The sequence below is a fragment of the Pseudomonas sp. JAI111 genome (genome assembly GCF_024809425.1).
In the GTDB taxonomy this organism is placed as follows: Bacteria; Pseudomonadota; Gammaproteobacteria; order Pseudomonadales; family Pseudomonadaceae; genus Aquipseudomonas.
In genome coordinates this window covers 747,168-760,585 of record NZ_JANUCB010000001.1, presented here as the reverse complement: position 1 = coordinate 760,585, position 13,418 = coordinate 747,168, and the positions used below count along the sequence as shown (strand labels likewise).

Annotated in this window: 16 protein-coding genes; 8 read left to right on the top strand and 8 right to left on the bottom strand. The window is 58.7% G+C overall.

Annotation, left to right across the window (positions count from 1 at the left end; all coding sequences use genetic code 11):
• Positions 1-221 precede the first annotated feature (221 nt).
• The gene (locus HNR03_RS03605; protein WP_259150924.1) at positions 222-668 is read right to left on the bottom strand and encodes a MarR family winged helix-turn-helix transcriptional regulator; all 447 of its coding nucleotides are present in this window, start codon (positions 666-668) and stop codon (positions 222-224) included.
• A gap of 82 nt (positions 669-750) precedes the next feature.
• Here HNR03_RS03605 and HNR03_RS03600 point away from each other — a divergent pair, with 82 nt between their 5' ends.
• Positions 751-1,917, top strand: a complete 1,167-nt coding sequence (locus HNR03_RS03600; protein WP_259150923.1) for a PLP-dependent aminotransferase family protein — start codon at positions 751-753, stop codon at positions 1,915-1,917.
• A 168-nt stretch (positions 1,918-2,085) separates the two neighbouring features.
• Here the strand turns inward: HNR03_RS03600 and HNR03_RS03595 are convergent, their stop codons facing one another.
• A complete protein-coding gene (locus HNR03_RS03595; RefSeq protein ID WP_222585361.1) occupies positions 2,086-2,457 on the bottom strand; it encodes a glutathione S-transferase N-terminal domain-containing protein in 372 nt (123 codons plus the stop codon).
• A 101-nt stretch (positions 2,458-2,558) separates the two neighbouring features.
• Positions 2,559-3,104, bottom strand: coding sequence for a GTP cyclohydrolase I FolE (gene folE / locus HNR03_RS03590; protein ID WP_010456659.1), 546 nt, complete (start codon positions 3,102-3,104; stop codon positions 2,559-2,561).
• Between the two features lie 370 nt (positions 3,105-3,474).
• Between folE and HNR03_RS03585 the strand changes: the two genes are divergently transcribed.
• Positions 3,475-4,134, top strand: a complete 660-nt coding sequence (locus tag HNR03_RS03585; protein ID WP_259150921.1) for a hypothetical protein — start codon at positions 3,475-3,477, stop codon at positions 4,132-4,134.
• Positions 4,135-4,180: 46 nt separating this feature from the next.
• Here HNR03_RS03585 and HNR03_RS03580 read toward each other — a convergent pair whose 3' ends face one another.
• The 3 genes from HNR03_RS03580 to HNR03_RS03570 form a co-directional block, all read right to left on the bottom strand.
• The gene (locus HNR03_RS03580) at positions 4,181-4,738 is read right to left on the bottom strand and encodes a Smr/MutS family protein (protein WP_222585362.1); all 558 of its coding nucleotides are present in this window, start codon (positions 4,736-4,738) and stop codon (positions 4,181-4,183) included.
• 85 nt (positions 4,739-4,823) lie between these two features.
• Complete coding sequence (locus tag HNR03_RS03575) at positions 4,824-5,144, bottom strand: hypothetical protein (protein WP_222585363.1); 321 nt, start codon at positions 5,142-5,144, stop codon at positions 4,824-4,826.
• Between the two features lie 130 nt (positions 5,145-5,274).
• Positions 5,275-5,865 carry a cysteine hydrolase family protein gene (locus HNR03_RS03570; RefSeq protein ID WP_259150920.1) on the bottom strand — a complete coding sequence of 197 codons (591 nt, stop codon included), beginning with the start codon at positions 5,863-5,865 and terminating at the stop codon, positions 5,275-5,277.
• A 238-nt stretch (positions 5,866-6,103) separates the two neighbouring features.
• Here HNR03_RS03570 and prmB point away from each other — a divergent pair, with 238 nt between their 5' ends.
• On the top strand, positions 6,104-7,012 hold the full coding sequence (prmB, locus tag HNR03_RS03565; protein WP_090181807.1) for a 50S ribosomal protein L3 N(5)-glutamine methyltransferase: 909 nt from the start codon (positions 6,104-6,106) through the stop codon (positions 7,010-7,012).
• A gap of 122 nt (positions 7,013-7,134) precedes the next feature.
• Here prmB and HNR03_RS03560 read toward each other — a convergent pair whose 3' ends face one another.
• Both HNR03_RS03560 and HNR03_RS03555 read right to left on the bottom strand, forming a co-directional pair.
• Entirely contained in the window at positions 7,135-7,926 is a 792-nt protein-coding gene (locus HNR03_RS03560) for a hypothetical protein (RefSeq protein ID WP_259150917.1), read from the bottom strand.
• A 96-nt stretch (positions 7,927-8,022) separates the two neighbouring features.
• Positions 8,023-8,976 carry an alpha/beta hydrolase gene (locus HNR03_RS03555; protein ID WP_222585365.1) on the bottom strand — a complete coding sequence of 318 codons (954 nt, stop codon included), beginning with the start codon at positions 8,974-8,976 and terminating at the stop codon, positions 8,023-8,025.
• Between the two features lie 129 nt (positions 8,977-9,105).
• On the opposite strand from HNR03_RS03555, the gene aroC reads away from it, so the two are divergent.
• Genes aroC through mtnC form a run of 5 tightly spaced genes read left to right on the top strand, consistent with a single transcriptional unit; the run spans position 9,106 to position 13,253 of the window.
• Positions 9,106-10,197: a chorismate synthase gene (aroC, locus tag HNR03_RS03550; protein ID WP_222585366.1), complete on the top strand. Its 1,092-nt coding sequence runs from the start codon at positions 9,106-9,108 to the stop codon at positions 10,195-10,197.
• A 12-nt stretch (positions 10,198-10,209) separates the two neighbouring features.
• Positions 10,210-11,376 (top strand): MFS transporter, encoded by a 1,167-nt coding sequence (locus HNR03_RS03545; protein WP_222585367.1) that lies wholly within the window; start codon positions 10,210-10,212, stop codon positions 11,374-11,376.
• Positions 11,373-11,999 carry a methylthioribulose 1-phosphate dehydratase gene (locus tag HNR03_RS03540; RefSeq protein WP_259150913.1) on the top strand — a complete coding sequence of 209 codons (627 nt, stop codon included), beginning with the start codon at positions 11,373-11,375 and terminating at the stop codon, positions 11,997-11,999. The genes HNR03_RS03545 and HNR03_RS03540 overlap by 4 nt, the downstream gene beginning before the upstream one ends.
• A gap of 20 nt (positions 12,000-12,019) precedes the next feature.
• Positions 12,020-12,565 (top strand): acireductone dioxygenase, encoded by a 546-nt coding sequence (locus HNR03_RS03535; RefSeq protein ID WP_259150911.1) that lies wholly within the window; start codon positions 12,020-12,022, stop codon positions 12,563-12,565.
• Positions 12,566-12,569: 4 nt separating this feature from the next.
• Positions 12,570-13,253 (top strand): acireductone synthase, encoded by a 684-nt coding sequence (mtnC, locus tag HNR03_RS03530; protein WP_259150910.1) that lies wholly within the window; start codon positions 12,570-12,572, stop codon positions 13,251-13,253.
• Positions 13,254-13,418 lie beyond the last annotated feature (165 nt).

Here is a 13,418-nt window from a genome sequence, read left to right as displayed (position 1 = left end):
ATTATGCTTTTGTATACAAATAAAGCAAATAATGTTTTTGATCTTGTAGACGAAAAGTTTGGCGATAGGGATATATCGCCTGGAAGGGGGCCTTCGGGAGCAGATCGTTCCCACGCTCTGCGTGGGAATGCCGCCAGGGACGCTCTGCGTTCCGCCCGGATGTGACGCAGAGCGTCACGGGATGCATTCCCACGCAGAGCGTGGGAACGATCGGTTAAGGCTCAGTCCGCGAGCGCTTGGGTTTGCCCCAGCGCAAGATTCACCGCCAACCACCCATTCACCGCCGACTCCCCAGCCTCGGCAAACACCCGCTCGAGCAATTTCACCTGCTCGCGTCGCAGCGACTGTTCGAACCGCGCGCCATCCTCGGTCAATTCGAGCAGCCGCTTACGCTTGTCGGTCTCGGACGAGACGCTGTTCACCAGATGCATTTCCACCAACTGACGCAGCGGCATGTTCAGCGCCTGCTTGGTCACGCCGAGCAAGGCCAGCAGCTCCTTGACGCTCAGGTTCGGGTAGCGGGCGATAAAAAACACAATGCGTTGGTGCACCCGACTCAAGCCGCGGCGCTCAAGCATTTCGTCAGCCTTTGCGGTGAACGCCTGGTAGCCGAAGAAGAACGCTTCCATGGCTTGTTGCTGGGTGCCAGGGTTTTTAAGGTCAAGCATGTTGACGTTTCCGTTGGAGTTGTCGTAATTTCGGTCAACTAGTTTGACTCATTTTCCTCAGGCCTCGCTACCGGTGACCCCCATGGCTTTTTCCGAACGTGTCTCGCGCCTTAAAAGTTCTTTGATCCGAGAAATCCTCGCGGCCGCCCAGCGCCCGGAAGTGATGTCGTTCGCTGGCGGCTTGCCGGCCGAAGCCATGCTGCCGAAAGTCGAGTGGGCCGACATGCCGCTGTCGATGGGTCAATACGGCATGAGTGAGGGCGAGCCGGCGCTGCGTGAAGCCCTGGCGGCCGAGGCACGAGCGCTGGGCGTTCCGTGCGAAGCGAGTCAGGTCCTGGTGGTCAGCGGCTCTCAACAAACTCTCGATCTGGCGGCCAAGCTGTACATCGACAAAGGCACCGAGATCTTACTGGAAGCGCCGACCTACCTGGCGGCGTTGCAGATTTTCCAGTTGTTCGGGGCGGACTGCATCACCGTGCCGCTGGAGGCGGATGGCCCCGACCTGGAGCAATTGCGTGCACGTCTGGAAAAACATCGTCCGGCGTTTATCTACCTGATCCCGACGTTCCAGAATCCCTCGGCGGTGCGCTACAGCGAAGCCAAGCGTGATGCGGTGGCGGCGTTGCTGGATGAATTCGGCGTGACCTTGATCGAAGACGAGCCGTACCGTGAGTTGACCTTCGATGGCGGCAGTGCGATGCCGATTGTCAGTCGCCTGAAAAAGAGCAGCTGGATCTACACCGGCACGGTATCGAAAACCTTATTGCCAGGCTTGCGGGTCGGTTATCTGATTGCCAGCCCGGACCTGTTCCCGCACTTGTTGAAACTCAAGCAGTCGGCGGACCTGCACACCAATCGCGTGGGGCAGTGGCAAGCGTTGCAATGGATTGGCACTGAGAAGTTCGACCATCATTTGCGCGAGTTACGAGATTTCTATCGGGGGCGCCGGGATGCTTTCCAGTGTTCGCTGCAAACGCATTTCTCCGATCTGGCGGACTGGAACGTGCCGCAGGGCGGGCTGTTTTTCTGGCTGACGCTCAAACAACCGATGGACACCCGGACATTGCTCAAGCCTGCGCTGGCGGCGGATGTTGCGTTCATGCCGGGTGAACCGTTCTTTCCCGATCCGGACAACAATCCCGGGCACCTGCGGCTCAACTTCAGCCACATCGACCCGGCGCGGCTGGACGAAGGGCTCAGTCGATTGGCGGCGGTGATACGCCAGGCCTACGCGGCGAAAGCGGCTTGAGGGGAGGGTATAAACCAATAAACCGGCTCATGGGCCGGTTTATTTTTGTCTGGAATTTGCGGTGTCCTCATCGCGAGCAGGCTCACTCCCACAGGTTTGTGAGCGACACAAATCCACTGTGGGAGCCAGCCTGCTGGCGATGGCGTCAGTCAGCGCACCACAAAACCATCAGGCTGCAGCAAATCGCTTATCCAGATAATCAATAATCACCTTGGACTCATACATCCAGGTGGTCTGCCCATTCTCTTCAATGCGCAGGCACGGCACTTTGATTTTGCCGCCTTGCTGCAGCAGGGTCTGGCGATCCTGTTCATTGTTTTTCGCATCGCGCAACGCCACCGGCACGTTCAGACGGCGCAAGGTGCGGCGGGTTTTCACGCAGAACGGGCAGGCGTGAAACTGATACAACGTCAGGCTCTTGGCCGCCGTGTTGACCTGGGCCTGAACCTCGGCGGGACGTTGTTTCTTGCCGGGACGGGTGATGAAGTCGATGAAGATGATCAGTTGGCCAAGGCCGACACGAAGCGCTTTTACGAACACGGTATAAGCCTCACAGGGGCAAGCAGAAGGCGCGCAGCTTACCTGATTTTCACAGGCGAAAAAAAACCGGCGATGAATGCCGGTTTTCTTCGTGCTGCGGGTTACTTGATCAGACTGAGAAACTCGCTGCGGGTCGCCGCGTTTTCGCGGAACTCACCCAGCATCACCGAGGTGATCATCGACGAGTTCTGTTTCTCCACACCGCGCATCATCATGCACATGTGCTTGGCCTCGATTACCACCGCAACGCCCAGGGCGCCGGTGACTTGCTGGACCGCATCGGCGATCTGGCGGCTGAGGTTTTCCTGGATCTGCAGGCGGCGGGCATACATATCGACGATCCGCGCGACTTTCGACAGGCCCAGCACTTTGCCGCTCGGAATGTAGGCGACGTGAGCCTTGCCGATGAACGGCAGCAGGTGGTGTTCGCACAACGAGTAGAGCTCGATGTCCTTGACCAGCACCATTTCGCTGTTATCGGAGCTGAACAAGGCACCGTTGGTGACTTCTTCCAGTGTCTGTTCATAGCCGCGGCAGAGGTACTGCATGGCTTTGGCGGCACGCTTTGGCGTGTCGAGCAGGCCCTCGCGGGAGACGTCCTCGCCCAATTGGCCGAGAATCGCGGTGTAATTCTGTTCCAGTGTCACAGAGGCTGATTCCATAAGGGTTTCAGGAGGGTACTTATTCTGTCTGTACCAATTTTGTATCAATCGAGCTGTTTCGTTTGCCTAGGTCATCCGGTTGGTGCTGGAGGTCCACAGGGCATAGGTCGACAGCATCTGACGCTTTGACCGAGCTTAAAGGCAGTGATTGCAGGGTTTCATACCCGTCGTGCTGCACATGGTAGCTTAAGTGTGTCGGCAGTTGTATGGCCGGCGGGCGTGAACCTTCAATCCGGTCGGTGCTGACCTGAGGTATCTGTAGACCACACCGGCCTGCTTGGGTTGAAGAGACAAATCTGATCCAGGGCTGATAGCATTGCGCTATCCCTTGCCCTCTATCCTAGGAATGGAATCCATGTTTAAAAAAACCTGTGCGCTGGCCCTGTCCATGGTAGCCATTATCTCGGGTGCGCAGAATGCAGTTGCAACTGACTACCTGTTTAAGAAATACGCTTATGACTCACCTATCTCAAATTACACTGAGACTAACGGTTATTATGATTGTTCGTCGCAGGTAGGTACGACGGCTAAATGTACTGAATTAGTTTTTATTGAAAATAAATTCACAGCGTCGCTAGTTTTCAAAAATGACAAGCTTTCGATGGTTTCGCTACGCTCCCCGTTTGAGCGTGAGTTGTACCTGCGCGCCATGGCGGCCATTAGGAAGAGCTTTGGCATGGTAGTGATTGGCAATGGGCAAGATACTTTCGATGTACTTTCGATGGCGAGCAAAGTGTCAAAACCCGAGTTTGTAAAAATCGGAGCTTCTAATTATGAAAGGATGGCCTTGGCTGGAGGGCATGTTACTTATACTTTCATAGATAATAGAGTTTCGATTGGATATGCTAAAAGTTTTCGTCGATTATTGGAATTTGCGCCTGACAATGCGAGGACTGTAGATCTGATCGCCGATAGCGTAGGTAAAGATGCTTATTTGATTTTAAAGTTTTCCTTTCCAAAGCTTGACCAAAAAAAGCTGGATCAGCAGGCAAATAAGCCAGTCGAGTCGTTTTAAGGAAAATTGCCATAAGGCACGGCGCCGCAAGCGTGAAGCGGCAGCTTTACTCGTCGCGGCCTTCCATCATGGTTCGTTTGAGCATCACATAAACGGCGCCGGCGCCACCGTGCCTGGGTTGGCACGAGGTGAAGCCGAGCACCTGCGAATGCTGGCGCAGCCAGGTGTTGACGTGACTTTTGATCATCGGCCGCTTGCCGTCCAGGCGCACGGCTTTACCGTGGGTGACGCGCACGCAGCGGATTTCGAATTTGGTCGCTTCGGCCAGAAACGCCCAGAGGGTTTCCCGGGCCTTTTCAACGGTCATGCCATGCAGGTCCAGGCTGCCTTCGAACGGAATCTGTCCGATCTTGAGCTTGCGCATCTGGCTTTCCTGAACGCCGTCACGCGCCCACATCAACTCGTCTTCCGGGCCGACGTCGATGACGAACTGATCGGACAAGCCATCAACCGTGGTGGCGTCGGTGCGAACGGTCGCGGCCTGTCGCAACTTGGCGATTTGCGCGCGGTCGGCCTTGGGTTTGCCGGTGTCGGCGCGATCGTGCTTGATCGGCTTGACGCCTTGGATTGCACTTTTGAACAGGGAAAAATCGTCGTCTTGCATGTCAGCCTCCGCGAAGGGCGGCCAGTTTACCCAAGTCGGGGCGCTATCCATAACAATTGAGGCCCGCCAAAGGGCGGGCCTGGATTCAGTCGTGTTTTTTCATCAGGTGCGGGGATATGTTCAGCTCTCGCGACTGGCGCGAGCGGCGACGGCAGCGGCGCCACAACCACACGCCGATATAGAGCACCAACAGGCCGACGGCCAGAATGATCGCCGAGCCCAGCCGGCTGGCATTCAACTCGCCCAGGGCCGGTGGACGACCCAGCAGGCTGGCGGCGCCCGCCATGGCCAGCAACACACCGCAGGTTGCCAGCAAGGCCGCAAACGCGGCGCCGAATCGAAAGCGCCAATTGCGTTGCCCTTTGGGCCGCAGGCGGCGTGCATCAAAACCATCGGATAACTTCATTCCGACCTTCCTCAATGGGTATCGGCCCTTCGACCGGGAGTTGTCCGGGTTGTTCCTGAGGCTAAGTCAATTGCAGCAAATGAGAGGCTTTTGTGGATGAGCGGCGGTATTGACCGCTCACCTAGGCCGATCAGATCAGATCGTGAGTCAGCGCGAGGGTGGCGAAGTTATCCGCCATGATCGCCATTTCAGTTTGCTGCACATGCTCGGCCGTGAGTACGCCACCCTTGTAGGGCAAATCGCGGGTCGCGCAGGCGTCCTCCACCAAGGTGCAGCGAAAGCCCAGGTTTTTCGCCGCGCGCACGGTGGTGCTAACGCTGGAATGACTCATGAAACCGCAAACGATCAGGTCCAGGGAGCCCAGTTCTTGCAGTCGATCGTACAATTGGGTGCCATGAAACGCGCTCGGCAACAGTTTGCCGATGATGGTTTCGTCGCCCTGTGGCTCAAGCCCCGGGATAAACTCACCGCGCTCGCCTTGTGGATCGAACAGGCCACCCACGGTACCCAGGTGACGCACATGCACAATCGGCCGACCCGCCGCGCGGGCAGCGGCGACCAGTTGCTTGATGTTCGCGACGGCAGCATCCATGCCGCTCAGGGCCAACGGACCACTGAGGTATTCTTTCTGGGCATCGATGATGACTAGGGTCGCATGACCCAGATTGGCTGCTGCGTAACCGCGGCCGCTGAGTTGAAACATCGTTTTTGGAACGGACATTCTGGGGCTCCTTGGAGTGGGGCTTTTGCGACATTGTCCTCTGGCTGAGCGGTTCTGTGAATCGCTACTATCGCAAACGCCGTCGTTGCTGGCGTGCAGCCTTGTCAAGATGCACATTTTGTTCAATAGCCACCGGTAAAAATGGATATGTCCTACATCTGATCCGGTGTTTTTCCTGCGTCGTCGCGGCGCGTTTTGGCTGTTAGAATCGCCAGTCGTTTTTTCTGGAGTCTACCCCGTGATCACTTCCCGCCTTCGTACCCTGCGTGACCATATCCGTTGGGCCGTCAGCCGCTTCCATGGGGAGGATCTGTTTTTCGGCCATGGGACCGACAACGCCTGGGACGAAGCCCGTCAACTGGTGCTCGGTGCCTTGCACTTGCCGTGGGAAATCGCCGACAGCTATCTGGACTGCAATCTGGAAGAGGACGAGGTGGTCAATCTGCAACGGTTGCTCAAGCGTCGCATCGAACAACGCATTCCCACCGCTTACTTGCTGGGCGAGGCCTGGTTCTGTGGCATGTCGTTCATTGTCGACGAGCGCGTCCTGATCCCGCGTTCACCGATTGGCGAACTGATCGAAAAACGTTTCGAGCCTTGGTTGGGCGCCGAACCTGCGCGGATTCTTGACCTGTGCACCGGTTCCGGTTGCATCGGCATTGCCTGTGCCTATGAATTCCAGAAGGCCGAAGTGGTACTGGCCGACCTGTCGTTCGAAGCGCTGGAGGTGGCCAACCAGAATATCGAGCGTCACGGCGTGGATGAGCGGGTGTACACCGTTCAGGGTGATGGTTTTGACGGTTTGCCGGGTCAGCGTTTCGACCTGATCGTGTCGAACCCGCCCTACGTCGATGCGGAAGATTTCGCCGACATGCCGGATGAATACCAGCATGAACCGGAATTGGGCCTGGCCTGTGGCGACGATGGTTTGAACCTGGTGCGACGGATGCTCGCCGAGGCGGCGGATCATTTGACCGAGAAGGGCTTGCTGATTGTTGAAGTGGGCAACAGCCAGGTGCACGTCGAGGCGCTGTACCCGGAAGTCGACTTCGCCTGGCTCGATTTCGAGCGCGGCGGGCATGGCGTGTTCATGTTGACCGCAGAGCAGTGCCGCGATCATCAAGCGCTGTTCGCTTCCCGCGTCTGACTGAACCAGCCTGATCGTTCCCACGCTCTGCGTGGGAATGCCTCAATGGACGCTCTGCGTCCACTTGGGATGCAGAGCGTCCCGGGCTGCATTCCCACGCAGAGCGTGGGAACGATCAGCGATCAGCGGTGCGTCGCAATCCAGATCAACAACCCCGCCTGAAACACCGCAAACGCCACCAGGCACGTAATGGTAAAGCGCAGCCCGGCGTCTTCACGCTTGTACTTGCTGACTTTTTCTTCGTGTTTCTTGAGCTTCACTTCCTGCTCGGCGAGATTCTGCTCCGCCTGCTGAAGCATCTGCGCCGCCTCGATGATTTCCACCACCTGAAGCTTTTCGCTGTTCCAGTCACCCTTCAGGTCGCCGACCTGAACCTCTTTGACGCTGCCTTTCAGATGCTGGGCGTCGGCGTACACCACCTCAAAGCCGTGCGCTTTGAGAAAGCTATCTCGCCGCAGGCGTGTGTCTTCGTTCAGCGCATCTTTATTGTTCAGGTCAGTGCCATCAACGGTGTAGCCGGGCCAGCGCTTCTTCGCCCAAGTGATGCCTTGGGCAGCCATGAAGCGGCCGATACCACGGTTGACCGGCTCGACCTGCAGGCCGCTGTCTGGCCCGAAGTGCACACATTTGGTCGTGTGATTGACCCACACATCCAGATGATTCTGCTCTTTGCGTACGCGCTGGCCGGGCAGCGTGATGCTCATGCGCATCAGGCTGTATTCCTTGCTGGTGCGCTCGGCGTAACCGAACTCGACAAAGCGCAATGGCCGCCCACCGGTGTTGCGGTCGGTTTGCAGCGGCGCCAGGCGGAGCATCTTGTGGTGCTCGACATGGACGTCCGCCCACGGCAGCTCGACCGCTGGCGGTACGTCTTTTTCAGCGGTGGTGTCGGGTGAAGTCTGGGTATCTGTCATCGCGGCGAGTCCTGTCCAAGCTCTGCTTGTCGCCCGCCATAGCGCTGGCGACAAAGGCTTATCGGCCGTTTTTTTCAGGACTGGAGGGTAGGTCGCTTAACGAGAGTGAAGTCCGTCAATAAACTCGATGATTCGCGTCCCGAGTTCGGCGGCCAGTGGCAATTGTGGATCCTTGTAGGACGCCAGTTGCCGCTTTACATCGTTGGGCACGATGCGCATGACGTGGTTCATGCCTTCGATCACCACCAGTTCGGCGTCCGGTTTGGCCGCCTTGAGCATTTTGGCGTCACCCACGCCAACCTGGATGTCGTTGCTGCCCTGAATGATCAATGCCGGCATCTTCAGCTTCGCGAACGCTGCGGCCGGATCCTGGCGGAACAGTGAAATCATGTACGGCTGCACACTCGGGCGGAAAATCGCCTCCAGTTGCGGCGGCACGTTATCGTCAGCGTGGCCCGCCTTGAGGCTGTCGAGCAACTCATTGCTGCGCTGCATCAACGGTGGCGGCAGGCGGTTGCTCAATTGCTGGCGTATGACCTGGTCGATTGGTCGGGCGCTGCCGGACAAGGAAATCACCGCAGCGGCATCGACGCTCGGAGCGGCGAGGGTGGCAATCAACGCCCCTTCGCTGTGGCCCAGCAAAATCAGTTGGCCGAAACGTGGATCGGTTTTGAGCTTGCGGGCCCAGGCCTCGGCGTCGGACACATAGGCTTCCACCGAGAGATTGCGCTCGTCTGGCGTCGCCGCGAGACTCGCCGCCACCCCGCGTTTGTCGAAACGCACACTGGCGATGTTGTGTTTGGCCAACACCCAGGCCAGCCGTTTGAGGCTGTCGTTGCGTCCGCCTTCGATGTTGTTTCCGTCACGATCCGTAGGACCGGAGCCGGAAATGATCAGCACAACCGGCACCGGAGTGTCGGACTTTGGCAGCAACAGCGAGCCGAAAAGCTCTCCGCTACCGGTATCAAGGGTGATCGGGCGTTGCAGGACAGTGGCCTGGGCAAAGCCGGTAAACAGGGTAAGAGTCAAGACTAGAACTCGCAGCATCATCACGCCATCATTCACAAAGGTGCCGGTTGGACTCGCAGGCACCCATAAGGTTCGAGGATGAACTACTTGGGTAGCCTGCGTATACTGGCGCGCATTACGTATTCAGGTTCATTTCACGGAGCGTCCTGCATGTCCGGCAATACCTACGGCAAGCTGTTCACTGTCACCACCGCGGGCGAAAGCCATGGTCCGGCGTTGGTCGCCATTGTCGACGGCTGCCCGCCGGGGCTGGAGATATCCCTTGAGGATTTGCAGCGCGATCTGGATCGCCGCAAGCCCGGCACCAGCCGCCACACCACTCAGCGCCAGGAAGCCGACGAGGTCGAAATCCTCTCGGGCGTATTCGAGGGGCGTACCACCGGTTGCTCCATCGGCCTGCTGATCCGCAACACCGACCAGAAGTCCAAGGACTACTCGGCGATCAAGGATCTGTTCCGCCCGGCCCACGCCGATTACACCTACCACCACAAATACGGCGAGCGCGATTACCGCGGCGGCGGTCGCAGCTCGGCGCGTGAAACCGCGATGCGCGTGGCAGCCGGTGCAATCGCCAAGAAATACCTGGCCACCCAAGGCATCGTCATTCGCGGCTACATGAGCCAGCTCGGTCCGATCGAAATCCCGTTCAAGACCTGGGATTCGGTAGAAGAAAACGCTTTCTTCTGCCCTGACCCGGACAAGGTGCCGGAGCTGGAAACCTACATGGACCAGTTGCGCCGCGACCAGGATTCGGTCGGCGCGAAGATTACCGTGGTCGCCGAAGGCGTGATGCCGGGCCTCGGCGAGCCGATCTTCGACCGTCTCGATGCCGAACTGGCCCATGCGCTGATGAGCATCAACGCAGTCAAAGGCGTGGAAATCGGCGCCGGTTTCGCCAGCGTGGCCCAGCGTGGCACCGAACACCGCGATGAAATGACTCCGCAAGGTTTTCTCAGCAACAACGCGGGCGGCATTTTGGGCGGGATCTCGTCGGGCCAGCCGATCGTTGCGCACCTGGCACTCAAGCCAACCTCAAGCATCACCACACCCGGCCGTTCCATCGACATCCACGGCAACCCGGTGGAAGTCATCACCAAAGGTCGCCACGACCCTTGCGTCGGTATCCGCGCAACGCCGATCGCCGAAGCGATGATGGCCATCGTGCTGATGGATCACCTGTTGCGTCATCGCGGGCAGAATGCCGACGTGCGTGTGAGCACGCCGGTGCTGGGTCAGCTTTAATGGCTGACCTTAATGCCGCTGCGGTCTGACGACGTGGCGGCGCTCCCGTACTGGCGGCTTTCCAGTTTCTATCTGTTCTATTTCGCCTTGCTCGGGTCGACGGCGCCGTTTCTGGCGCTGTACTTCGATCACCTGGGTTTTTCCAGCGCGCGCATCGGCGAACTGGTGGCGATCCCGATGCTGATGCGCTGCGTGGCGCCGAACATCTGGGGCTGGCTCGGCGACTACACCGGCCGACGCCTGGCCATCGTGCGCTTCGGCGCCGTGTGCACGCTGCTGACGTTCTCGCTGATTTTCGTCAGCAAGACCTACGCCTGGCTGGCGATGGTCATGGCCTTGCACGCGTTTTTCTGGCACGCGGTGTTGCCGCAGTTCGAAGTCATCACCCTGGCGCACTTGAAAGGCCAGACCTCGCGCTACAGTCAGATCCGCCTCTGGGGTTCCATCGGTTTCATCATCACCGTGGTCGCGCTCGGCCGGTTGTTCGAATGGCTGAGCCTGGACATTTATCCGGTGGCGCTGGTGCTGATCATGGCCGGGATCGTGGTGAGCAGCTTGTGGGTGCCCAACGCCCAACCCGTTCACGGTGAGCGGCCAGCGGCGGACGGCTTTCTCAAGCAACTGCGCAGCCCCGGGGTTCTGGCGTTTTACGGGTGTGTGGCGCTGATGCAGATGAGTCACGGTCCGTATTACACCTTTCTGACGTTGCACCTTGAACGACTCGGTTACAGCCGTGGCGTGATCGGGATGCTCTGGGCGGTCGGCGTGGTTGCCGAAGTCCTGATGTTTCTGGCCATGAGCAAGATCCTCGCGCGTTTCTCGGTGCGTCGGGTGCTGCTGGCGAGTTTTCTGCTGGCGGCGTTGCGCTGGTTGCTGCTGGGATCGTTCGCCGAGCTTCTGTGGGTGCTGCTGTTTGCCCAAGTGTTGCACGCGGCAACATTTGGCAGCTTTCACGCCGCTGCCATCCAGTTCGTGCAACGTAGCTTCGGCGCGCGCCAGCAAGGGCAGGGCCAGGCGTTGTACGCGGCGCTGGCCGGCACCGGTGGCGCACTGGGCGCGTTATATGCCGGCTACAGCTGGAACGCCCTTGGCGCCACATTGACCTTTAGTATTGCAAGCCTCGCAGCGCTGGCGGCTGCCGTTATCATTGCCACACGACTGCAAGAGGACAGGCCATGAGCCTTACCCGTGAACACCTCGCCCAGGAAATCATCGACGCCGGGCGTTTTCTGTATGGTCGCGGCTGGTCGCCAGCCACCAGCAGCAACTATTCGACCCGCCTGTCGACGACCGAAGCGCTGTTGACAGTGTCCGGCAAGCACAAAGGCCAGCTCGGTGTGGATGATGTGTTGGCCGCCGACCTGTCGGGCAATAGCCTGGAACCGGGCAAAAAACCGTCCGCCGAAACCTTGCTGCACACCCAGCTCTACAACTGGCGCCCGGAGATCGGCGCGGTGTTGCATACCCATTCGGTGAACGCCACGGTGCTGTCACGCCTGACGCCGGGCGAATTCATCGACTTCGAAGACTACGAATTGCAAAAAGCTTTCAGTGGTATCTCGACCCATGAATCCCGGGTGCGCGTGCCGATTTTCGACAACGATCAGGACATTGCGCGCCTCGCCACCAAGGTGCAGCCTTGGCTTGAAGCCCATCCGGATTGCGTCGGCTACCTGATTCGCGGCCATGGCCTCTACACCTGGGGCGCACGCATGAGCGATGCGCTGCGACAGATCGAGGCCTTTGAATTTTTGTTCGAGTGCGAGTTGAAGACGCGTTCGCTCTTTAACCGTAATGCATGAACCGTTAAGGAGTTGCCCTGATGAGCAGCCTGTCCGTTTACCACGTCTCAAGCCCTGACATTCCGAACAAGGTGTTGACCCATTTCGAAGACATCGCCTCGACCCTGGCCGAGCAGGGCGTGCGTTTCGACCGCTGGCAAGCCACGGCGAAAATCCAGCCCGGCGCCAGCCAGGAAGAAGTGATTGCCGCGTATCAGGAGCAGATCGACAAGCTGATGACCGAACGCGGTTACGTCACGGTCGATGTGATCAGCCTGAACAGCGATCACCCGCAAAAAGCCGAATTGCGCGCCAAGTTCCTCGACGAACATCGCCATGGTGAAGACGAAGTACGATTTTTCGTCGCTGGCCGTGGGCTGTTTACCCTGCACATCGACGATTACGTCTATGCGGTGCTCTGCGAGAAGAACGACCTGATCTCGGTGCCCGCCGGCACACCTCACTGGTTCGACATGGGCGAGCATCCGCATTTCGTGGCGATTCGCCTGTTCAACAACCCTGAAGGCTGGGTGGCCAACTTCACTGGCGAAGACATCGCCAGCCGCTTCCCGCGTCTTGAGGACTGAGCCAATGCCGATCAAGGCGATTCTCACCGACATTGAAGGCACCACCAGCGCGGTGAGTTTTGTGTTCGACGTGCTGTTTCCCTACGCGGCCAAACACTTGCCGGACTTCGTTCGCCAACACGCCGAACGCGCCGATGTGGCCGAGCAACTGACGGCCGTGCGCCGGGACAGCAATGAGCCTGAGGCGCACGTCGAGCGAGTCATCGACATTCTGTTGGGCTGGATTGCCGAAGACCGCAAGGCCACTCCGCTCAAGGCATTGCAGGGCATGGTCTGGGCCCAGGGTTATCAGGCCGGGCAGTTGAAAGGCCACGTTTATCCGGACGCCGTTGAAGCGCTCAAGCGCTGGCATCAGGAAGGTTTCAAACTGTTTGTGTATTCCTCGGGCTCGATTCAGGCGCAAAAGCTGATTTTCGGCTGCTCGGAGGCGGGGGATTTGTCGCCACTGTTCAGCGGCTATTTCGACACCACGTCGGGGCCCAAGCGTGAAGCGTCGTCTTATGCGCGCATCACCCAGGCCATCGGCGTCGAGCCGTCGCAGATTCTGTTTTTGTCCGACATCGTCGAAGAACTTGATGCGGCGCGCACGGCCGGCATGGCGACTTGCGGGCTGGCGCGAGAGGGCGGGGAGCTGGCGGGGCATACGACCGTCGACAGTTTCGCGCGGATCGACCCTTCCACTTTCTAAGCCTCGAAACACATAACCTGTGGGAGTGAGCCTGCTCGCGATAGCGGTTTGTCAGTCAACATAAGTGTTGAATGTTCAGACGCCATCGCGAGCAGGCTCACTCCCACAGGGATTGCAAAACATCAGAAACAAAACAGGCCGTGGAGCGAAAGCTCTCACGGCCTG